The organism is Pantoea pleuroti, assembly GCF_014156615.1.
In the GTDB taxonomy this organism is placed as follows: Bacteria; Pseudomonadota; Gammaproteobacteria; order Enterobacterales; family Enterobacteriaceae; genus Pantoea; species Pantoea agglomerans.
The window spans coordinates 65,354-86,939 of sequence record NZ_SBFD01000014.1; the positions used below are offsets into that span (position 1 = coordinate 65,354).

Here is a 21,586-nt window from a genome sequence, read left to right on the forward strand (position 1 = left end):
CTGATGGCCAGCATCGCCGTTATAGCGCGGGCGGTGCCAGACTGTCGCTGGAGGCCAGGGCTTTTTCGCGATTAGAGGGCTGCACCACATAGCGCTGCGTCTCCCAGTGCAACAGGGTCAGCGTTCCGCCCCAGCAGCAGCCGGTATCCAGCCCGATAATGCCCTCTGGCGTGCCTTTGCCTTCCAGCGAGGCCCAGTGACCAAAGACGATGGTGTAGTCACGTGCGACCGGCCCTTCAATATTAAACCAGGGTTTCAGCGGCGGAAGCGCCGATTCAGGAGCATCTTTGCAGATCATGTCCAGCTGGCCGTTGGGGAAACAGTAGCGCATGCGGGTGAGGGCGTTGGTGCTGAAGCGCAGACGCGCCAGGCCGGTCAGATCCTCACTCCAGTTGTTCGGCATGTCGCCATACATGGCATCCAGGAACAGCGGATAACTGTCGCTGGCGAGAACCGCTTCAACTTCACGCGCGCACTTTTTCGCGGTCTCAATATCCCACTGCGGCGTGATACCGGCGTGTCCCATCACCAGCTTTTTCTCTTCATCAACCTGTAACAGCGGCTGACGACGCAGCCAGTTGATCAGCTCATCCGCATCATCCGCTTCCAGCAGCGGGGTCAGGCGATCTTTAGGCTTGTTACGGCTGATGCCGGCGTAGACCGCCAGCAGATGCAAATCGTGATTGCCCAGCACCAGACGCACCGCATCGCCCAGCGATTTAACGTAGCGTAAGACTTCCAGTGAGCCAGGACCGCGCGCCACCAGGTCGCCGGTCAGCCACAGGGTATCCTGCTCAGGGTTGAAGTCGACCTGTTGCAGCAATGCACGTAATTCATCGTAGCAACCGTGAACGTCGCCAATCAGGTATGTGCTCATAACGTTTTATCCATCAGGAAGGTGCCCGACTTAACGGGCAAAAAGCGTGTGAATCAATGAATGTGGGTCTGAATGGCGAGGCGGAACACCGGGATCTCTACGTGAAAAGTGTCGCCCTGTTCGTCGACCATCACATAGTGCCCCTGCATGGTGCCCATCGGTGTTTCGATCACGGCACCGCTGGTGTACTGAAATTCATTGCCTGGCGCGATAAGCGGCTGTTCACCGACTACGCCTTCACCCTGAACTTCCGTTTCGCGGCCGTTACCGTTGGTAATCAACCAGTAGCGTCCCAGCAGTTGCACTGAGGAACGGCCCAGATTGCGTATCGTAATGGTATAGGCGAAGACGTAGCGTTCATCATCCGGTGAGGATTGTGAGGCGACGTACTGGCTTTGCACATGGACGGAGACGCGGGCCGTTTCACTCATGACTTACTCCTGCGATTTTCCCTGATGATTCGCCAGCCAGTTCGCCAGCTGACAATATTGCGCCACCGAGACGTTCTCGGCACGCAGGGTTGGATCTATGGATAACTCTTCCAGCGCACCGGCGGCCACCATGTGGCTCAGGCTGTTGCGCAGCGTTTTACGACGCTGGCCAAACGCTTCAGTGGTAATACGGCTCAGGATACGCACATCGCTGACCGGATACGGCGGCTCGGCATACGGCACCAGACGCACCACGGCAGAGTCCACTTTCGGTGGTGGCGTGAAAGAGTGCGGAGGCACTTCCAGCACCGGAATGATCTGGCAGTAGTATTGCGCCATCACCGTCAGACGACCGTAGGTTTTGTTACCCGGACCGGCAACCAGACGATTAACCACCTCTTTCTGCAGCATGAAGTGCATATCTTTGATCGAACCAGTATAGCTGAAAAGGTGGAACATCAGCGGGGTCGAAATATTGTACGGCAGGTTACCAAATACCCGCAGCGGCTGGCCTCTCTCCTGCGCCAGTGCGGCGAAGTCGAAGGTCATGGCATCCTGCTGGAAGATAGTCAGTTTCGGGCCAAGGAACGGATGCGTTTCCAGACGCGCAGCGAGATCGCGGTCCAGCTCTATCACCGTTAATTTATCGAGGCGTTCGCCTACCGGCTCGGTTAAGGCACCCAGGCCTGGGCCGATCTCCACCAGCGCTTCGTCGCGCTGAGGATGGATGGCGGAGACAATGCTGTCGATAATGTACTGATCGTTCAGGAAGTTCTGCCCGAAACGTTTACGGGCGTAGTGCCCCTGATGGACGCGATTATTCATTACTGCTCTTGATCATAGTGATGGCGAGGTTAAGCGCCGTGATGAAGCTGCCCGGTTCAGCCTGACCCAGGCCAGCGAGTTCAAGCGCGGTGCCGTGGTCAACTGAAGTCCGGATAAAGGGCAGGCCCAGAGTGATATTTACCGCCCGGCCAAACCCCTGAAATTTGAGTACCGGCAGGCCCTGGTCGTGATACATCGCCAGCACCGCATCGGCGTATTGCAGATATTTGGGCTGGAAAAGGGTATCCGCAGGCAGCGGGCCGGTCAGATTAATGCCCTGCTTACGCAGTTCATTGAGTGCCGGCGTGATGGTCTCGATCTCTTCCCGACCCATGTGACCACTTTCGCCGGCATGAGGGTTAAGACCACAGACGTAAATATGCGGCTCGGCAATCGCAAACTTCTGCTGCAGATCACGATGCAGAATTGTAATCACTTCATGCAGACATTCACGGGTTACTGCAGCGGGCACATCTTTCAGCGGCAGATGGGTGGTGGCCAGTGCGACTCGTAGTTCTTCTGTCGCCAGCATCATGACCACCCGATGGCCGCCTGCGCGATCGGCGAAGAATTCGGTATGACCGGTAAAGGCGATGCCGGCATCGTTAATCACGCCTTTATGCACCGGGCCGGTAATCAGGGCAGCGAATTCACCGTCAAGACAACCGTCGCAGGCGCGCGTCAGCGTGGCCAGCACATAGTCGCTGTTGGCGACGCAGAGCTCGCCGGGTGTGACCGGCGCTGCCGTTTCAATTGGCAGGATAGTCAGTGTACCCGCCTGCTGTGGCTCGGCTGCTACACCAGGCTGGTAGGGCCGCAGCGTCAGCGGCAGACCGAGTTGCGCCGCACGCTGCTGCAACAGGGCAGGCGAGGCGCAGACCACCAGTTCAACCGGCCACGACTGCTGGGCCAGCTGAACGGTAAGATCGGAACCAATCCCGGCAGGTTCGCCGGGCGTGATCACCACACGGGCATTACTGCGCATTGCCATCCAGAATCTTCACGTAGGCACTGGCACGTTGTTCCTGCATCCAGGTCTGCGCTTCTTCCGCGAACTTACGGTTAAACAGCATACGGTAAGCACGCTCTTTCTGGGCCGCATCGGTTTTATCCACCTGACGGGTATCCAGCAACTGAATCAGATGCCAGCCGAAAGAGGAGTGAACCGGCTGGCTGGTCTGGCCTTTCTGCAGGCGCAGCAGCGCGTCACGGAACGCCGGGTCAAAGACTTCCGGAGAGGTCCAGCCGAGGTCGCCGCCCTGGTTCGCCGAACCCGGATCGTCAGAGTACTGTTTAGCCGCCGCCGCAAAGGTGGTTTTGCCACTGCGGATATCGTTAGCAATCTGCTCCAGCTGCGCGCGTGCCTGATCGTCTGTCAGGATCGGCGATGGCTTCAGCAGAATGTGACGCGAATGGACTTCGGTGACCGAGACATTTTTGCTCTCGCCACGCAGGTCGTTCACTTTCAGGATATGAAAGCCCACACCAGAGCGCACCGGCCCGACGATATCGCCTTTTTTGGCGCTTGAGAGTGCCTGAGCAAACAGGGTCGGTAACTCTTCGATTTTACCCCAGCCCATGTTGCCGCCTTTCAGCGCCTGGGAGTCGGCGGAGTAGGTCACGGCCATCTTGCCGAAGTCAGCGCCATTTTTCAGTTCGCCAACCAGCTGTTTCGCCAGCGTTTCCTGCTCATCAACCTGCTGTTGCGTCGGGTTTTCCGGCAGCGGCAGCAGAATATGACTGACGTTCAGTTCAGTACCCTGGCTGTTCTGAGAGCCGATCTGAGTAGCAAGCGTATCCACTTCCTGCGGCAGAATCGTGACACGACGACGCACTTCGTTGTTGCGCACTTCGGCGATAGTCATCTCTTTACGGATCTGAGAACGATACACGCTGTAGTTCATGCCGTCATAAGCCAGACGGCTACGCAGCTGATCAAGGCTCATCTTGTTCTGCGCAGCGATGTTCTGAATAGCCTGGTCCAGCTGCTCGTCGCTGATCTGAATTCCCGCTTTATCACCCATCTGCAGAATGATGTTGTCCATGATCTGACGCTCCAGAATCTGATGGCGCAACGTTTTATCATCCGGCAACTGCTGACCAGCCTGCTGGGCCTGAGATTTAACGGTGCTCATCATGCCATCCACGTCACTCTCAAGAACCACGCCGTTATTGACCACGGCTGCAACTTTATCAACGACTTGTGGTGCTGCGAACGCGGTGTTGGCACTGATTGCCACACCAAGAATCAGCATTCTCCAGTTCTTCATACTTTATCCATTGTTGGTTCCGCACTGCGGGATTGCCTGTCAAACATCACAACATCAGAAAGCAGGCTGGTAAGGGATAATGCCCTGACGCAGCATATCGTTGGTGCCTAAGCCATAGTTCGGACTCAGACCACGCAGCTCAATGTTGAATGAGATTTGGTTGTCGTACTTACTGTCGTTGTTTTCCCAACCGTTAATTTTGCGTTCATAACCGACCCGGATAGCGTAACAGCATGAGCTGTATTGCAGGCCAACCAGTTGTGAAGCCGGACGCGTGTTACGGGTATCGTAGTAGTAAGCGCCTACCACAGACCATGCGTCGGCAATCGGCCAGCTGGCCGTGGTACCTACCTGTGAAATCCCATTTTTGTAGATAGGATTCGTGACCAGGCTGCTATCGTTCAGCGCGGTCGCAACATACTCCGGGCTGCTGTAACGGTAGCTCAGCTGCACCATGCGGTCGGCATCACGACGGTATTCCAGTACGGTATTGCCCTGGGAGACGTTGTCGAGTTTGGTGTCATATTGCAGCCCACCACGGACGCCCCAGCGATCGCTGATTTTCCAGTATGTATCGCCAGCCCAGATCAGGCTGCCGGTATCATCTTCTTTACTGGTTTGATTCACACCAGTCCGAGAAGGGGTAAACGAGTAGATTTGACCTACAGAAACGTTAAAACGTTCAACCAGATCGTTATCATAAATACGCGAGGTGACGCCGGTAGCCACTTCATTGGCGGAAGCGATGCGATCCAGGCCGCTATAAGTACGATCGCGGAACAGACCGGTGTAGTCGGTTTGCAGCAACGTTGAGTCGTACGGATAGATATTGCTCTGATTACGATACGGGATATAAAGGTACTGCACGCGCGGTTCCAGCGTCTGGGTATAACCCACCGCCGAGTTCATATCGCGGTCAAACACCAGACGACCATCAACTTTAAATTGCGGCAGGGTGCGATTGACAGACTCATCCAGTTCGCCGCTCTTATTACCCCTGAGACCATTGGCTGCGTTGTTATAGAAATCAACGTCAGTCTGCTGATAGTGGGTCGCCAGGAACTTCGCTTCGGTATCCAGGCTGGCCCAGCCGTTTGACAGCGGCAGGTTTAGCGTTGGCTCAACATGTAAACGGGTCGCTTCAGGATAGCGGCTGCTGACGTTGGTAAACTTCACCGCCTGGGCATAAACCCGTCCATCAAACGGGCCGATATCGTTCTGATAGAGATTGACGTCCAGCTGCGGCATGGCGCGGTAGACGTTATTGCTGGAGGTATCGCCGAACACCTGGAAATCTTTGGTGGAGAGCGTGGCATCCCAGTTGGTGTCCGCATAGCCGATGCTGAATTTCTGCGTGGCGTAGTTGTCGGTCGAGCTGTAGTACTTCGAGTCGAGATCGTTGAAGTAGTACTTATCACTGACCTTGGTGTAGTCCGCGCTGAAACGCCAGTTCTGGTCATAGACACCAGCATGACGCCAGTAGAACAGCCAGCGATCGGAGCTGTCATTTTCGGCGATGCCGCGCACCGCTTTGTCATTATCGTACTGTTTGTCCGAGCCGAGGTAGTCGAATTCAACCAGACCTGCACCCAGCGTGGTCAGATAACGGAATTCGTTTTCAAACTGCATGCCGCGCTTACTCATGTAGTGCGGCGTGATGGTCGCATCGGCCTGCGGCGCGATGTTCCAGTAATAGGGCAGCGTGAACTCAAAGCCGTTGTTGCTGCCATATTTTGCATTTGGGATCAGGAAACCGGAGCGGCGACGATCGCCAATCGGTAACTGCAGATAGGGGCTGTAGAACACCGGAACGGAACCGATTTTAAAGCGGGCATTCCAGATCTCCGCCACTTCCTCTTCGCGATCCTGGATTACTTCTGAACCCACCACGCTCCAGCTGTTGGAGCCGGGCAGACAGGAGGTAAAGGTGCCGTTTTCCAGAATGGTGTAGCGGTTATCGCCGCGCAGCTTCATCTGATCTGCTACGCCGCGTCCCTGACGATCTACCATCTGGTACTGACCATTCCAGACGTTGGTATCTTTGCTGTTGAGGTTTGACCAGGCTTTCGGACCTTTCAGGATGACCTGATTGTCATCGTAGTGCACATTACCCAGCGCATCGACGGTACGTACGGGCGCGGTCTGGCCTTCCTGCTGACGCTGATGGAGTTGGACTTCATCCGCCTGCATACGGCTGTTGCCCTGCTCAATATTCACATTACCGGTGAATACCGCATCGTTGGGATAGTTCCCTTTGGCGGCGTCGGAGTGAATGGTGACGGGCATCTGATTCGTATCGCCATTCACCAGCGGGCGGTTATAACTCGGCACGCCTAACATACACTGCGACATCAAATCGTCGGCAAAGGCTTGCTGGCTAATGGCTGCGCCGATCAGTGTGGCCAGCAGGGTAGGTATATGTTTTTTCATACGCGGTATCGAGAATTCCATGAAAACTGGCATCATGCCGACAATCGGGTCAGAGACTAACTTACTGCCCGGCGTTGCGCCAGTGTTAATCCTGGTCAGTCAGCGTTGCCGTTAGGCGCTGAGATAAATGACAGGTATGATAATGCAATTTTCAGCCGCAAGCATGGCGAATTGAGGAGTTTATGCGCTACTGGGGAAAAGTTGTGGGTCTGGCGGTGGGATTACTTTCCGGCGCAGGCTTTTGGGGTATTGTGATCGGTTTGATCATTGGCCATATGATTGACAAAGTACGCGGCGCGCAAGGCAAGGCTTACTTCTCAAATAATCAGACCCGACAGACGCTGTTTTTCAGCACCACCTTTCAGGTGATGGGCCATCTGACCAAGTCAAAAGGGCGCGTCACGGAAGCGGATATTCAGATTGCTTCGCTGTTAATGGAGCGGATGCAGCTGCACGGTGACTCTCGCACGGCTGCCCAGCGCGCGTTCCGCGAAGGCAAGCAGGCGGATTACCCGTTACGCAGCAAACTGCGTGAACTGCGCAGCGCCTGTTTTGGCCGGTTTGATCTGATTCGGATGTTCCTGGAGATCCAGATTCAGGCCGCCTTTGCCGACGGTTCACTGCATCCCAATGAGCGCCAGGTGCTCTATGTGATTGCCGAAGAGCTGGGCATTTCACGCGGTCAGTTCGATCAGTTCCTGCGCATGATGGAAGGTGGCCAGCAGTTTGGCGGTGGTCAGCGCAGTTCAGGCGGTTTTCAGCAGGCGCAACGCGGGCCAACGCTGGAAGATGCCTGTAGCGTGCTGGGTGTGAAGAGCAGCGATGACGCCACCACTATCAAACGCGCCTACCGCAAACTCATGAGCGAACATCATCCTGACAAGCTGGTAGCGAAAGGGTTACCGCCAGAGATGATGGAGATGGCGAAGCAGAAAGCGCAGGAAATTCAGGCGGCGTACGATCTGATTCGCAAAGAGAAAGGCTTTAAGTAAGCACCCTGTTCCGTGGCCGCTTCTGCAACAGAGGAGGCCACGGTGACTGGCGAGCAGTAAACCTTAAAAATCGGCGGGCTGACGAAACGTCATGGCATTACCAAATGCCGGATGGGTAATGGTCAGTGACTCCGCATGCAGCAGTAAACGGGGTGCCATCGCTTTGGCCTCCGGATGCGCATAGAAGTTATCCCCCAGAATCGGATGGCCCAGCGCCAGCATATGCACCCGCAGCTGGTGTGAGCGGCCGGTAATCGGTTTCAGCGAAACACGCGCACTGTTATCCGCACGATATTCCAGCACCTGATATTCCGTCTGCGCGGCTTTGCCGGTCTCGAAGCAGACCATCTGCTTCGGACGATTTGGCCAGTCGCAAATCAGCGGCAGGTCAACCAATCCCTCTTCCTTCGCCGGATGACCCCAGATGCAGGCCACGTAAGTCTTGGAAGGCTCCCGCTCACGGAACTGTCGTTTCAGCTCGCGCTCAGCAGCCTTAGTCAGCGCCACGACCATCACGCCGCTGGTCGCCATATCCAGTCGGTGGACAGATTCAGCCTGCGGAAAATCACGCTGAACCCGCGTCATCACGCTATCTTTATGTTCGTCCAGCCGACCGGGTACCGAGAGCAGACCGCTGGGTTTGTTCACCACCATGATGTGCGCATCCTGATAAAGGATGTGCAGCCAGGGTTCACGCGGTGGATTGTAAGGTTCCATGGGGCTTTCCAAAAATAAGGGGCCATGCGGCCCCTGAGCTTACTGGTGTGTCACCACAATCAGGCGCAGCGCGTCGAGACGCCAGTTGGCCTGATCGAGACTTTCCAGCACCTGTTCACGGTTGCTTTCCAGCGCCTCGACTTCATCGTCACGGATGTTCGGGTTCACCGCCTTCAGGGCGTTGAGACGGGAGAGTTCTGCGCCCAGCTTCTCGTTCGCTTCGGCACGCGCAGCATCAATCACCGCACGCGCTTCACTGACCACGCTCTCTTCGCCCTGGGTCAGAATCGCATGCACATCCTGCTGCACCGCATTCACCAGTTTACTGGCGGTATGACGGTTAACCGCATTCAGCTGACGGTTAAAGCTTTCGAACTCCACCTTGCCCGCCAGGTTAGTGCCTTTGGTATCCATCAGCAGACGGATTGGCGTCGGCGGCAGGAAGCGAGTCAGTTGCAGATGCTTCGGTGCCTGCGCTTCAACCACATAGATCAGCTCGACCAGCAGCGTCCCCACCGGCAGCGCCTTGTTCTTCAGCAGTGACAGTGCGCTGCTGCCGGTATCGCCCGACAGAATCAGATCCAGACCGTTGCGGATCAGCGGATGTTCCCAGGTAATGAACTGGGTATCTTCGCGTGACAGCGCCTGATCGCGGTTGAAGGTAATGGTGCAGCCATCTTCCGGCAGGCCAGGGAAATCGGGCACCAGCATGTGGTCGGAAGGGGTCAGCACAATCAGGTTATCGCTGCGATCTTCCTGATTGATACCAACGATATCAAACAGGTTGAGCGCGAAGTTCACCAGGCCGGTGTCGTTATCCTGCTCGCTGATGGCATTGGCCAGCAACTGAGCCGATTCGCCGCCGTTGGAGTTCAGCTCCAGCAGGCGATCGCGACCCTGTTCCAGCTGCAGTTTCAGCGCGTCATGCTGTTTACGGCAGTCGGTGATAAACGCATCAAAACCTTCGCTGTTTTCCGGCGCGGCCAGATAGCCGATCAGTTGCGAATGGACGCTGTCATAGATTGTCCGGCCGGTCGGGCAGGTGTGTTCAAACGCGTCCAGCCCTTCGTGATACCAGCGCAGCAGCACCGCCTGTGCGGTCTGCTCCAGCCACGGCACCAGAATCTGAATATCGTGCGCCTGACCGATACGATCCAGACGACCGATACGCTGCTCCAGCAGGTCCGGGTTAAACGGCAGGTCGAACATCACCAGACGGCTGGCAAACTGGAAGTTACGGCCTTCAGAACCGATCTCGGAGCACAACAGCACCTGCGCACCATTCTCTTCTGAGGCGAACCAGGCGGCAGCCCGGTCACGTTCAATGATCGACAGACCCTCGTGGAACACCGCTGCACGGATACCTTCGCGTTCACGCAGTACCTGCTCCAGCTGCAGCGCGGTGGCCGCTTTGGCGCAGATCACCAGCACTTTCTCTTTGCGGTTGGTGGTGAGATAGCCCATCAGCCATTCCACGCGCGGATCGAAGTTCCACCAGGTGCCGCTGTCGCCTTCAAATTCCTGATAGATCTGCTCCGGATAGAGCAGGTCACGCGCCCGCTCTTCTGCACTTTTGCGCGCGCCCATAATGCCGGAGACTTTAATCGCCGTCTGATACTGCGCAGGCAGCGGCAGGCGGATCTGGTGCAGCTCGCGTTTCGGGAAGCCTTTAACCCCATTACGGGTGTTACGGAACAGCACGCGGCTGGTGCCGTGGCGGTCCATCAGCATGGAGATCAGCTCCTGACGCGCTTCCAGCTTGCCGTCACGGTCGCTGTTGGCAACCTGCAGCAGCGGCTCGATGTCCTGCTCGCCGACCAGATCGTTGATCCGGTTCATCTCCTCCTGGGAGATCGCTTTATCTGCCAGCAGCGCCGTAACGGCATCCGCGATCGGGCGGAAATGCTGCTGCTCTTCAACAAAGGCCGCGAATTCATGGAAACGGTTTGGATCGAGCAGGCGCAGACGGGCGAAGTGACTCTCCATGCCCAGCTGCTCAGGCGTTGCAGTCAGCAGCAGAACGCCGGCGGTTTTCTCAGCCAGTTGTTCGATAACCTGATATTCACGGCTTGGCTCACCTTCTGACCAGGCCAGATGGTGCGCTTCATCGACCACCAGAAGATCCCATTCGGCATCGGCCAGCATCTCAAGACGCTGCTTGTTACGGCGCACGAAGTCGAGCGAGCAGATAATCAGCTGCTCCGTTTCAAACGGGTTATCACTGTCGTGCTGCGCTTCGGTATAACGGTCGTCGTCAAACAGCGCAAAGCGCAGGTTAAAGCGACGCAGCATCTCGACCAGCCACTGGTGCTGCAGGGTTTCTGGCACCACGATCAGGACGCGATCGGCACGGCCAGCCAGCAACTGCTGCTGGATGATCATCCCGGCTTCAATAGTTTTACCCAGGCCAACTTCATCGGCCAGCAGGACGCGCGGCGCATGGCGGCGGCCGACATCGTGGGCGATATGCAGCTGGTGAGGGATCAGGTTGGTGCGCATGCCGCGTAAGCCGCTGATTGGCAGACGATATTGCTCACTCTGGTATTTACGGGCGCGGAAGCGCAGGGCAAAACGATCCATCCGGTCGAGCTGGCCGGCAAACAGGCGATCCTGCGGCTTACTGAACACCAGCTTGCTGTCGAGCATGACTTCGCGCAGCATCACTTCGCTCTCTTCGGTATCCAGACGGGTACCGATATAGGTCATCAGGTCATTTTCGTTGCGTACTTCATCGACGCGCATCTGCCAGCCTTCGTGGCTGGTGATGGTATCACCCGGATTAAAGATGACGCGGGTAACCGGCGAATCGTTGCGGGCGTAGAGGCGGTTTTCCCCCGTGGCCGGAAACAGCAGGGTGATCATGCGGGTATCGATCGCCACCACGGTGCCCAGTCCCAGTTCACTTTCCGTATCACTAATCCAGCGCTGACCTAATGTAAAAACCATATATTTTTTGCTCGAATTTTAACGTTTTTAGAGGTGTTCCCAAAGCTCAGGCAATAGCGTTACCGCCAGACAACAAGGCCTGGAGCGTACTTAAGAGCGGTGAGTTTCAGGAAGGGCGCTATGGTACTGGATGGCAGGACGTTCGTCACCTGTCAAAAAAGCCCCAGCTGTCCGGTAATAAGTGTAGCAAAGTCCCCTTCGACAAAAGGCAGAATCCCCTCTGCGACCGGCTGAAGTTGCTTCGTCACGTAGTGGTCATAGTCCAGCGGCGTGCTGCGCGCCTCCAGTGGCTCGGGGCCTGCGGTAGCGATGACATAACGGATCCGGCCACCATTCTGGTACTGCAAGGGCCGGTTTAATTTACGATTGTGCTCATCGGCCAGCCTGGCGGCGCGCACGTGCGGGGGCACGTTTCGTTCATATTCTTTCAGCGGACGCCGCAGCCGCTTTTTGTAGATCAGCTGATCGTCGAGTTCACCCGCCAGCAACTGCGCCACGGTTGTACGGATATAATCCTGCCACGGCTGACGGTGGAAGATACGGTGGTAGAGCTGCTGCTGGAACGCTTTTGCCAGCGGCGTCCAGTCTGTCCGCACCGACTCCAGCCCCTTAAAGACCATGCGCTCACCGGCGGCGTCACGAATCAGTCCGGCGTAGCGTTTCTTGCTGCCCTGTTCCGCACCACGAATGGTCGGCATCAGAAAACGGCAGAAGTGGTTTTCATACTCCAGTTCCAGTGTGCTGGTCAGCCCCTGCGTCTGCTGCAGATGGTCGCGCCACCAGGCGTTCACTTTCTGCACCAGCTGCTGACCAATCGCGGCGGCATGTTCTTCACTGTGCGCCGACTTCAGCCAGACAAAGGTAGAGTCGGTGTCGCCATAGATGACGTCGTAGCCTTCCGCCTCAATCAGCGTACGGGTCTGCTGCATGATGGCGTGACCGCGCAGCGTAATAGAGGAGGCGAGCCGCGGATCAAAGAAGCGGCAGGCGCTGGTGCCCAGCACACCGTAAAAGGCGTTCATGATGATTTTCAGCGCCTGGGACAGCGGCTGATTATTCTGCTTTTTCGCCGCTTCGCGACCCAGCCAGATCTGTTCAACAATCGCAGGCAGGCAGTGGGTATGCCGCGAAAAACGCGCTTCCCGGAAACCCTCAATCGAATCGGCATCATCAGGGTGGGCCAGCCCTTCCACCAGACCCACCGGGTCGATCAGGAAGGTGCGGATAATCGACGGGTAGAGGCTTTTGTAATCCAGCACCAGCACTGAGTCATACAGGCCGGGGCGCGAATCCATCACATAACCGCCAGGACTGGCTTCCGGGGTCACATCACCCATGTTCGGGGCGACAAACCCGGCGCGATGCATCCGCGGAATATAGAGATGACCAAAGGCCGCTACCGAACCGCCATGGCGATCCACCGCCAGTCCATTGACCGCCGCGCGTTCCAGCAGAAACGGCATAATCGCCGTTTTGTGAAAAATGCGCGTCACCAGTTCGCAGTCTTTCAGGTTGTAGCGCGCCAGCGCCGGTTTATCGTTGGCAAAGCGCCAGTTGATCTCCTCCATGCGCTGCCAGGGATTATCAATCGCTTTTCCTTCTCCCAGCAGTTGCTGCGACACGGACTCCAGGCTGAATGAGGGGAAATCCCAGAACGCCGATTTCAGCGCGTCAATGCCATCGATAATCAACCGGCCACTGGCCTGAGCGAAAAATACGCCGGGTTTGAAGCCATGTTCACGCCACTCCAGCGCGGCCTGCTGGCGTCCCAGGCGCAGCGGAATGCCGTAACGATCGGCATGCTTTTGCAGTACCCGCAGGTCAAACTGCACGACGTTCCAGCCAATTAAGACATCCGGATCATGCTCTGCAAACCACTGGTTCAGCGCTTCAAGTAACTGCGGCCGGCTGTCGAGATAGATCAGCTCGAAATCCAGCGTGCTGGCATCACCGTTGGCCGGGCCGAGCATAAAGACCTGGCGCTGACCGCATCCCTCCAGCCCGATGCAGTAAAGCTCGCCATGCTGTGTGGTTTCAATGTCCAGCGAGACCCATTTCAGCGGCGGGCGATAGTCGGGATGGGGTTTGAGCCGCGCATTGACTACGCTGTCACCGCGCTGTTCGCCGTCAAACCAGACCGGCGCGGTAATAAAACGCTCCATCAGGTAGCGCTCCGGCGGACGGATATCGGCTTCATAGACCGGAATACCCTCTTCGCGCAGCCGTTTTTCAATGCGCTGTAGCTGGCGGTTCTGCTGGCAGTAGAGGCCAAAAACCGGGCGACGCCGAAAATCTTTCAGCGCCAGCGACTGGATCCGAAACTGACGTTCATCTTTCAGTAATTCGCTGACCTGCGCCTGAAATTCCTCAGGAATAAACGCGACGGACTCCTGCACCGGCAGCACCACGCGCTGCGCGCCCGCATCGGTCGCGAGCCAGAGGATAATTTCGGTGCCATGCGGGCTGTCGCGCCAGTGGCGGGTGAGCAGAAAACCTGCGCGGGGCATATTCAGATGTTCTCCAGACTCAGCATTTCAGGATGAGAAAACCGCTTCAGTATAACATGGATATTTATACAGTTCCCGCCACCCGGTTTTGTCAACATTGTCCTACAATTCTTGCCTTGACGCTGTGTGGCTGGCTCAGGACAATCCAGCCTTCTGCTTTTACTTAGGATGATTATGGAAGCCTGGATTCAACAACTGATTACGCAGTCTCTGGAGTGGGCGCTGTTTGCCGTTGCGCTGGTGACGTTTCTGGAGTCGCTGGCGCTGGTCGGGCTGTTGCTGCCAGGTACGGTGATGATGGCCAGTCTGGGCGCGCTGGTCGGCAGTGGCGAGCTTGGCCTTTACCCGGCCTGGGCGGCGGGCTTTGCGGGCTGCCTGATTGGTGACTGGGTTTCCTACGGCATCGGCTGGAAATTTCAGGGGCCGCTGCATCGCTGGAAGTATCTGCAAAAGTATAAAGGCCTGCTGGATAAAACCGAGCACGCCCTGCATCAGCACAGCATGTTTACGATTCTGGTCGGACGCTTTGTTGGCCCCACGCGTCCGCTGATCCCGCTGGCGGCTGGTATGCTGGAGCTGCCGGTGCGTAAATTCCTGCCGCCGAACATTATCGGCTGCATTCTCTGGCCGCCGCTCTATCTGCTGCCCGGTATTCTGGCGGGTGTGGCGATCGATGTGCCCAAAGCCGCGCAGGGCGGCAGCTTTAAATGGCTGTTACTCGGCGCAGCACTGCTGATCTGGCTGGGTGTCTGGTTATGCTGGCGCTGGTGGCGCAGCGGCAAGAGTCGCGACTGGGCATCGGCCTGGCTGCCGCCTGAGCGCCTGCGCTGGGCAGGGCCGCTGGGGCTGGTGATTGCCGTCGCGGCTTTCGTCGGTATTCAGTTCCATCCGATGATGCCCATTTTCCGTCATCTGCTGTGGCAGGTTTTCTTCGCCTGAATCGCTTAACGACGCGGGATGCCGAGCACGTCGGCCTCCCGCGTGTTGCCCGACAGTAACTGTCGGGTCTCACCATCCCAGTAAACCCGGCCATCCACAATCACCACACTGCGCGGCGCAATCTGCTGGGCATCTTCCAGACTGTGCGACACCATCAGCAGCGTGATGCTGCGCGCTTCACACACCGAACGCACCAGCTGCAGCATCTCTCCACGCAGCGCGGGATCCAGTGCAGAAAAAGGCTCATCCAGCAGCAGCACCGGACGGTCACGCAGCAGACAGCGTGCCAGCGCCACGCGCTGTCGCTGTCCACCGGACAGCTCGCCCGGCAGGCGCGTCAGCAGATCGCCTAATCCTACCTGATCGGCCAGCGCAGCAAGCTGCTGGCGCTGCCCGGCGCTCAGCTTCAGTCCGGGGTGCAATCCCAGCGCCATGTTCTGCTGCACGCTGAGGTGCGGAAACAGGTTGTTCTCCTGAAACAGCATCGACACGGGCCGTCTGGCCGGCACGCTGTGGGTGTGCTCCTGGCCGTCAATCATCAGGGTGCCCTGTTTCACCGGCAGGAAACCGGCAATCAGGCTCAGCAGAGTGCTTTTACCGGCCCCGCTGGGGCCGAGGATCGCGATGCGCTCGCCGCGGGTGGCGTTGAGACTAAAGCGCATCGGCAGATGCTGATAAAGGTACGTGAGGTTATTCAGTGTCAGCATGGCGGCCTGGTAATTTTTCCATCAGGGTGAACAGCAACAAACAGAGCAGTAGCAGCAGCAGCGCGGTCACTGCACCGTCAGCACCGCGATAGGCACCGATCTGTTGATAGAGGTAGAACGGCAGGGTGCGGAAATCGGCAGTACCAAACAGCGCCACCACACCAAAATCACCGATCGACAGCACGCAGGCAAAGGCCAGCGCCTGGGCCAGCGGACGTTTCAGCGCCCGCAGTTCAATCAGCCGCAGCCGGTTCCAGCCGTGGATATTCAGCGACTCACAGAGTCTGCCGTAACGCTCCGCGACGTCACGCATCGGGTTCTCCAGCACTTTCAGCGCATAGGGAATGGCGATCAGCGCATTGGTGAAGATCACCAGACCGTCCGCCGACGCCGGCAGGCCAATGGTGGCGTTAAACAACAGGAAAAAGCCGGTGGCGAGCACGATGCCTGGCATCGCCAGAATCAGCATGCCGCTGGTGTCGATAAGGGTTGCCGCCGCCGGGCGCTGACGCAGGCGCAGCTCGCGACTGCTCCACAGCAGCATCATGGTCAGCACCACACAGAGCAGACCGGCGCCGGTGGCGATGCGCAGTGAGGTAAACGTCGCCTGCCAGAGTGCAGGCTGCGCCAGCGCGCCGCGCAGTCCGCCGTGCAGACCATCGATGATGACCGCCGCCAGCGGGGGCAGCAGCAGGATCAGCGCCAGCAGGATCAGCAGCGCATCAACCAGCTGCGCCCCGCGCGAATCCTGCGGATCGCGCCAGCCGTTCAGCTGGCTGGTTCCGGCGGGAATCGCCTTGCTGAAGCGCTGGCTGAGCAGCACCAGCGTCACGCAGCAGCCAAGCTGGATCAGCGCCAGCAGTGCTGCGCGTCCGGGATCGTAGTCATAACTCAGTGCCTGGAAAATCGCCAGCTCGATGGTCGTCGCCTGCGGGCCGCCGCCCAGCGAGAGCACGGTAGCAAAGCTGGCGAAACAGAGCATGAAGATCAGCGCGCCGGTCGGCAGCAACTGACGCCGCAGCCATGGCCACTCCAGCAGACGAAAATGGTGCCAGCCGCGCAGGTCGAGCTGTGCCGCCAGCTGACGCTGTTCCGCCGGAATGCTTTCCAGCGCCTGCAGCATCAGGCGGGTCGCCAGCGGCAGGTTAAAGAAGACGTGCGCCAGCAAAATGCCCGGCAGACCGTAGGGAGAGAAGTGGTAATCAATTCCTGCCAGCTGGCACAGCTGCGCCAGCCAGCCGACACGACCATAGACGGTGAGCAGACCAAATACCGCCACCAGCACCGGCAGCACCAGGGTCATGGCGCACAGACGCAGCAGCAGCTGACGGCCAGGGAAACGGCGTCGATAGAGCGCGCGCGCCAGCGGCATCGCCGGCAGCAGCGACAACAGCGCGGAGAGCAGCGCCTGACCAAAAGAGAAGGCGATAACGTGATGCAGGTAATCATCCTGCAGCAAGCTGCGCCAGTCATTCTCTGGCGCGGCGCTCCAGAGTGCACCGAAGGCCAGCAGCGCCACGCTGATTAACAGCAGCGTGGCGAGCGAACCGGGGATAAGCCAGCGCGGCATCAGCGGCTGACGGCGCGTTGCCACTGGCTGATCCAGCCTGAACGCTGGCTGGCAACCTCTTCCGGCGAGAACTGCAGGGCGGTGGAGGGCACAGTGAGCGCGCTAAAACCGGCAGGCAGCGGCGTGTCGATTACCGGGTACATCCAGTTACCGGTCGGGATAGTGCGCTGGAAGTCGGGTGACACCATAAACTTCATAAACTGCTGTGCCAGCGCTGGCTGTTTGCTGCTGGCTAACTGCGCGGCAACTTCAACCTGCAGATAGTGGCCCTCTGCAAACGGCGCGGCGGCATAGTTCTCCTTTTTCTCTTCGATGATGTGGTAAGCCGGTGAGGTGGTGTAGCTCAGCACCAGATCGCCTTCGCCCTTGAGGAACAGGCCATAGGCTTCACTCCAGCCTTTGGTCACCGTCACGGTTTTCTGCGCCAGCTTTTGCCACGCCTGCGGTGCCTGATCGCCATAGACTTTCTGCATCCACAACAGCAGACCTAAGCCGGGGGTGCTGGTACGGGGATCTTCGTAGATCACCCGCCACTTCTCCGGGCTGTCGACCAGCTCTTTCAGGCTTTTTGGCGGATTCTTCAGCCGGGTTTTGTCATAGACAAACGCGAAGTAGCCATAATCAAACGGCACGAAGGTGGTGTTGTGCCAGCCGCCGGGCAGTTTTAATTTCGAGGCATCGACCTGACTTTCGGCAAACAGACCGGTTTTCTGTGCCGCCTGTACCAGATTGTTATCCAGCCCCAGAACCAGATCGGCTTTGCTGTTTTTCCCTTCCATGCGCACGCGGTTCAGCAGCGACACGCCATCTTCCAGCGTGACGAATTTCAGTTCGCAGTTGCACTGCGCCTCGAAGGCTTTTTTAACCGCCGGGCCAGGGCCCCAGTCAGCGGAGAAGGAGTCGTAGGTGTAGACCGTGAGAACCGGCTTAGCCGCCAGAACGGGGGCGGAGAGTAACAGCAGCACCGGCAGAACTTTGTTTAACACTTTGCGCTCCTTCAGGAGAATAGGGGATGAGTCGCAAAGGATCTGAGCACAGAGGCCTCCCAAATCCCTACGTCGGTATTAACCGAATCAGGTTCGACGGGTATCTCTCAGCTGCTTGCTGGTGGCAGGCGGCACCCCGTTGAGAACGTCACATTCTAGTCATTTCAGCGCCAGGGCGAAAGCCTCACAGCGCGGGTGGCGCGAACCAGGCGGATTTAAAATCAAACCAGCCCAGCGTATTCATCCGAACGCCGCGCATGCTGCGCTGACCTTCAAGCAGCAGCCAGTGGTGAAACAGCGGATGAAGACCCGCTTCTTCGACTAACTGTTTACTCCATTCAGCCAGCGGCAGCGTTTTCTCGCGCCAGCGAGCCGCATCGCTGTGCCAGTCGATCGGCAGACAGTGATGCAGCAACGGGATCTCATAAAGCTGCGCAAACAGAGAGTAATTCAGCGGCAGGGTAAAGTTCACGCTGCCAAGCCAGATGTCACTTTCCGCTTCGCCCTGGTACCAGCTTTCGTAGCTGATTTCGCGGGTTTCCAGCGTGACGCCATGCTCTGCCAGCAGCGGACGCAGCGCGTTAGCGATGCCTTCATGTTCAACGTGCTGGCTGTACCAGGTCAGCGTCAGGTGGGTTAAGCCGGCCGGCTTTTCCACTGGCGTAAGGTCGCGCCGGTGATGCCAGCGCGGCAGCAGGCCATACGCCGGAAACCAGTAGCGCTGGTAGCCGACACCGGCGTGATTGAGCAGGGCGATAGGATTAAACAGGTAGCTGACCCAGCGCCGGACCGCCTCGTTGCGTCCCTGCTCTGAACGCTGGTCGAACAGCAGATAGTAGCAGCCCTCTTCAAGACGACTCTCCTCCTGAATCTCATCGGCTCCGTCGCCCTGCAGGCGGACACCGGCATAGACCAGCTCATCGCTGATGTCGGGCAATACCCAGATAGAGACATCATCAATCAGGGCGCGAAAACCAAAATAGTCATCAAACGCCTCGATCTTCAGCTGACTCTCCTGATTGCGGATCACCCGGTAAGGACCGGTGCCAACCGGCTGGCGGGCAAAATCGTGCAGCGTCGGCCATTCGCGCGGCAGGATCATCGCACTGACGCTGCCCAGCAGCCAGGGCAACCCTTCATCGGGCTGGCTTAAGCGGATATCCAGCGTCCAGGGCGCGGGCGAGTCGATCTGCTCGATATGGGAAAAGAGCGGATGGGGGCGCTGACGCTCGAGCGTGGCCAGCACATCCTCCATCTCCAGTTCTCTGCCGTGATGGAAGCGAATCGCCGGACGCAGAAAAAAGCGCCAGTGAAGCGGAGAACTCTGCTGCCAGTGGTGCGCAATATCGGGCTCGATTTCCCCGTTTTCCTCATTTATCCGCGTCAGACCGTTGAAAATCTGTCGCGCAATGTGGGTTTCGGAGCGCCGCAGCGGCGAACCGGGCAGCAGATTGAGCAGCGGACGATAGTAGAGCACTCGCAGGATATGCTTGCCCTGACGGAAACTGCGCCCCAGGTGCGCGGCGATCATCTGTCGCACCTGATTTTTATCGCCCACCAGCTGGACCAGCTGATCGATGCGATCCTGCTCCAGCAAATCCTCGGCACGCTGCTGCTGCAAAGCCAGTCCGGTATAGCAGAAGGTAAGCTGTGAACGCTTGCCGCGCCCGGCTTCCGCCTGCCAGATCAGCCAGCCCGCGGCCTGCATCCGGTTGAGCAGATTGCGCATATGGCGGCGCGAGCAGTGCAGCAGGTCAGCCAGTTCGCTAAGGGTAATCTCCTGCGTTTGTCCCTGACAGCTCTGCCACAGGCGAATGAACTGCTGCTTCAGACGTGATGAGGACATAAAAGAGGAACTCCTGGTCAAAAGCGCTCTGTTTTTCTTGCCCTATTTTAAGAGCAAACTTTGCGTTATGGGAAGAGCGGGAGGCATTCAGCACTGAATGGCGTTCGACCCTGACTTCGCTGTTCAGCGGAGTGCTTTTCTGAGTAGGGTGCATTTACACCGCCAGCAGATGATCTCTGCTGGCTTTTTTCATATTGCGCGGTATCGTCTACCCTTCTTTTCCCCTCTGTTTGTTCTGTAAGGGATTTCGGTATGAAATCGCTGTTAACGCGGCAGCGCCGCATCAATCCGGTTTACCTCGCATTTATGGTCGCTTCGTTCATGCTGGGCATTGCGGGCGCGCTGCAGGCGCCGACGCTCAGCCTGTTTTTGACGCGCGAGGTGCAGGCGCGGCCCTTCTGGGTCGGACTGTTTTTCACCATCAATGCGGTGGCCGGTATCGTGGTGAGCATGCTGGTGGCAAAGCGCTCTGACAGCGTCGGCGATCGTCGTCATATCATTCTCTTCTGCTGCCTGATGGCGCTGGTCAATGCGCTGCTGTTTGCCTTTACCCGCCACTATCTGACCTTGCTGACGCTGGGCGTGCTGCTGTCGGCGCTGGCCAGCGTCTCGATGCCTCAGCTGTTTGCGCTGGCGCGGGAATATGCCGATCAGTCGGCGCGTGAAGCGGTGATGTTCAGTTCGGTGATGCGTGCGCAGCTGTCGCTGGCGTGGGTGATTGGGCCGCCGCTCTCCTTCGCGCTGGCGCTGAACTACGGCTTTGTGACGCTATTTATGGTGGCCGCCGCGCTGTTTCTGATCTGTATCCTGCTGGTCTGGTTCACCGTGCCGTCGGTGCCTCGTTCGCAGCCCCTGATGCAAAGCGGTGGGCTGCCGTTAAGTGGCTGGCGCGATCGCGATGTGCGTTTGCTGTTCCTCGCCTCAGTCGCGATGTGGACCTGCAACACTATGTATATCATCGATATGCCGCTCTATATCAGCACCACGCTGGGGCTGCCTGAGAAGCTGGCCGGTCTGCTGATGGGGACGGCGGCGGGGCTGGAGATCCCGGTGATGCTGCTGGCCGGACATTACGCACGGCGTATCGGCAAGCGCCGGTTAATGCTGATCGCGGTGGCGGCTGGCGTACTGTTTTATCTGGGGCTGGTGCTGTTCAATTCCCGCACGTCGCTGATGGTGTTGCAGCTGTTTAACGCGGTGTTTGTCGGGATTATTGCTGGCATAGGGATGCTGTGGTTTCAGGATCTGATGCCAGGACGGCCTGGTGCAGCGACCACCATGTTCACCAACTCGATCTCGACCGGCATGATTCTGGCTGGTGTCATTCAGGGCACGCTCAGTGAGCGGCTGGGACATGAGGCGGTTTACTGGCTGGCATTCGGGCTGGCGATTGTGGCGCTGGTGATGTCGGCACGGGTGCGCGACGTATAAAGAAGAAGGGCGACCCGATGTCGTAATGCCAGTCAGTTAAGCGACAGGGGATAACGCAGTCTGGTGCCGGGCAGGGGCTGGCGGTCCTCGCGCCGCTGCGCGGTTCCTTCAC

At 58.0% G+C, this 21,586-nt stretch carries 16 protein-coding genes and 1 riboswitch; of the genes, 3 read left to right on the plus strand and 13 right to left on the minus strand.

The window, feature by feature from the left end; genetic code table 11:
* Nucleotides 1-19 precede the first annotated feature (19 nt).
* The 6 genes from apaH to lptD are packed head-to-tail and all read right to left on the minus strand — an operon-like array spanning nt 20 to nt 6,833.
* A complete protein-coding gene (apaH, locus tag EPG66_RS21645) occupies nt 20-877 on the minus strand; it encodes a bis(5'-nucleosyl)-tetraphosphatase (symmetrical) ApaH (RefSeq protein ID WP_033770951.1) in 858 nt (285 codons plus the stop codon).
* A gap of 53 nt (nt 878-930) precedes the next feature.
* Nucleotides 931-1,308, minus strand: coding sequence for a Co2+/Mg2+ efflux protein ApaG (gene apaG, locus EPG66_RS21650; protein WP_031594014.1), 378 nt, complete (start codon nt 1,306-1,308; stop codon nt 931-933).
* Between the two features lie 3 nt (nt 1,309-1,311).
* A complete protein-coding gene (gene rsmA, locus EPG66_RS21655) occupies nt 1,312-2,133 on the minus strand; it encodes a 16S rRNA (adenine(1518)-N(6)/adenine(1519)-N(6))-dimethyltransferase RsmA (RefSeq protein WP_003854805.1) in 822 nt (273 codons plus the stop codon).
* Entirely contained in the window at nt 2,126-3,118 is a 993-nt protein-coding gene (gene pdxA, locus EPG66_RS21660; RefSeq protein WP_182688081.1) for a 4-hydroxythreonine-4-phosphate dehydrogenase PdxA, read from the minus strand. The genes rsmA and pdxA overlap by 8 nt, the downstream gene beginning before the upstream one ends.
* A complete protein-coding gene (surA, locus tag EPG66_RS21665; RefSeq protein ID WP_010253800.1) occupies nt 3,108-4,403 on the minus strand; it encodes a peptidylprolyl isomerase SurA in 1,296 nt (431 codons plus the stop codon). The genes pdxA and surA overlap by 11 nt, the downstream gene beginning before the upstream one ends.
* Before the next feature lie 54 nt (nt 4,404-4,457).
* Complete coding sequence (gene lptD / locus EPG66_RS21670) at nt 4,458-6,833, minus strand: LPS assembly protein LptD (RefSeq protein WP_115757979.1); 2,376 nt, start codon at nt 6,831-6,833, stop codon at nt 4,458-4,460.
* A 182-nt stretch (nt 6,834-7,015) separates the two neighbouring features.
* Between lptD and djlA the strand changes: the two genes are divergently transcribed.
* Complete coding sequence (djlA, locus tag EPG66_RS21675) at nt 7,016-7,825, plus strand: co-chaperone DjlA (RefSeq protein ID WP_010253811.1); 810 nt, start codon at nt 7,016-7,018, stop codon at nt 7,823-7,825.
* A 63-nt stretch (nt 7,826-7,888) separates the two neighbouring features.
* Here djlA and rluA read toward each other — a convergent pair whose 3' ends face one another.
* The 3 genes from rluA to polB all read right to left on the minus strand — a co-directional run bounded on the left by rluA (nt 7,889) and on the right by polB (nt 14,001).
* Nucleotides 7,889-8,542, minus strand: a complete 654-nt coding sequence (gene rluA / locus EPG66_RS21680; RefSeq protein WP_010253813.1) for a bifunctional tRNA pseudouridine(32) synthase/23S rRNA pseudouridine(746) synthase RluA — start codon at nt 8,540-8,542, stop codon at nt 7,889-7,891.
* A 39-nt stretch (nt 8,543-8,581) separates the two neighbouring features.
* Nucleotides 8,582-11,488: an RNA polymerase-associated protein RapA gene (gene rapA, locus EPG66_RS21685; RefSeq protein WP_182688084.1), complete on the minus strand. Its 2,907-nt coding sequence runs from the start codon at nt 11,486-11,488 to the stop codon at nt 8,582-8,584.
* 152 nt (nt 11,489-11,640) lie between these two features.
* The gene (gene polB / locus EPG66_RS21690; RefSeq protein WP_182688086.1) at nt 11,641-14,001 is read right to left on the minus strand and encodes a DNA polymerase II; all 2,361 of its coding nucleotides are present in this window, start codon (nt 13,999-14,001) and stop codon (nt 11,641-11,643) included.
* 168 nt (nt 14,002-14,169) lie between these two features.
* Here polB and EPG66_RS21695 point away from each other — a divergent pair, with 168 nt between their 5' ends.
* Entirely contained in the window at nt 14,170-14,934 is a 765-nt protein-coding gene (locus EPG66_RS21695; RefSeq protein ID WP_010253821.1) for a DedA family protein, read from the plus strand.
* Nucleotides 14,935-14,939: 5 nt separating this feature from the next.
* On the opposite strand, the gene thiQ is transcribed toward EPG66_RS21695, so the two are convergent.
* The 4 genes from thiQ to sgrR form a co-directional block, all read right to left on the minus strand.
* Nucleotides 14,940-15,641, minus strand: a complete 702-nt coding sequence (thiQ, locus tag EPG66_RS21700; RefSeq protein WP_039386476.1) for a thiamine ABC transporter ATP-binding protein ThiQ — start codon at nt 15,639-15,641, stop codon at nt 14,940-14,942.
* Nucleotides 15,625-17,235: a thiamine/thiamine pyrophosphate ABC transporter permease ThiP gene (thiP, locus tag EPG66_RS21705; RefSeq protein WP_115757981.1), complete on the minus strand. Its 1,611-nt coding sequence runs from the start codon at nt 17,233-17,235 to the stop codon at nt 15,625-15,627. The genes thiQ and thiP overlap by 17 nt, the downstream gene beginning before the upstream one ends.
* Complete coding sequence (thiB, locus tag EPG66_RS21710; RefSeq protein WP_115757982.1) at nt 17,211-18,197, minus strand: thiamine ABC transporter substrate binding subunit; 987 nt, start codon at nt 18,195-18,197, stop codon at nt 17,211-17,213. Before thiB ends, thiP begins: the two co-directional genes overlap by 25 nt.
* Nucleotides 18,198-18,243: 46 nt before the next feature.
* Nucleotides 18,244-18,346, minus strand: a riboswitch (TPP riboswitch).
* Nucleotides 18,347-18,381: 35 nt separating this feature from the next.
* Entirely contained in the window at nt 18,382-20,043 is a 1,662-nt protein-coding gene (sgrR, locus tag EPG66_RS21715; protein WP_064703472.1) for an HTH-type transcriptional regulator SgrR, read from the minus strand.
* Nucleotides 20,044-20,295: 252 nt separating this feature from the next.
* Here sgrR and EPG66_RS21720 point away from each other — a divergent pair, with 252 nt between their 5' ends.
* On the plus strand, nt 20,296-21,474 hold the full coding sequence (locus tag EPG66_RS21720; protein WP_010253833.1) for an MFS transporter: 1,179 nt from the start codon (nt 20,296-20,298) through the stop codon (nt 21,472-21,474).
* The last annotated feature ends 112 nt before the right edge of the window (nt 21,475-21,586 follow it).

Bases quoted from the DNA above. Each gene is read 5' to 3' on its own strand.
- EPG66_RS21695 (WP_010253821.1), top strand. From the start codon at position 14,170: ATGGAAGCCTGGATTCAACAACTGATTACGCAGTCTCTGGAGTGGGCG.
- sgrR (WP_064703472.1), bottom strand. From the start codon at position 20,043: ATGTCCTCATCACGTCTGAAGCAGCAGTTCATTCGCCTGTGGCAGAGC.
- surA (WP_010253800.1), bottom strand. From the start codon at position 4,403: ATGAAGAACTGGAGAATGCTGATTCTTGGTGTGGCAATCAGTGCCAAC.
- rluA (WP_010253813.1), bottom strand. From the start codon at position 8,542: ATGGAACCTTACAATCCACCGCGTGAACCCTGGCTGCACATCCTTTAT.
- lptD (WP_115757979.1), bottom strand. From the start codon at position 6,833: ATGAAAAAACATATACCTACCCTGCTGGCCACACTGATCGGCGCAGCC.
- rsmA (WP_003854805.1), bottom strand. From the start codon at position 2,133: ATGAATAATCGCGTCCATCAGGGGCACTACGCCCGTAAACGTTTCGGG.
- apaG (WP_031594014.1), bottom strand. From the start codon at position 1,308: ATGAGTGAAACGGCCCGCGTCTCCGTCCATGTGCAAAGCCAGTACGTC.
- djlA (WP_010253811.1), top strand. From the start codon at position 7,016: ATGCGCTACTGGGGAAAAGTTGTGGGTCTGGCGGTGGGATTACTTTCC.
- apaH (WP_033770951.1), bottom strand. From the start codon at position 877: ATGAGCACATACCTGATTGGCGACGTTCACGGTTGCTACGATGAATTA.
- thiQ (WP_039386476.1), bottom strand. From the start codon at position 15,641: ATGCTGACACTGAATAACCTCACGTACCTTTATCAGCATCTGCCGATG.
- rapA (WP_182688084.1), bottom strand. From the start codon at position 11,488: ATGGTTTTTACATTAGGTCAGCGCTGGATTAGTGATACGGAAAGTGAA.
- pdxA (WP_182688081.1), bottom strand. From the start codon at position 3,118: ATGCGCAGTAATGCCCGTGTGGTGATCACGCCCGGCGAACCTGCCGGG.
- EPG66_RS21720 (WP_010253833.1), top strand. From the start codon at position 20,296: ATGAAATCGCTGTTAACGCGGCAGCGCCGCATCAATCCGGTTTACCTC.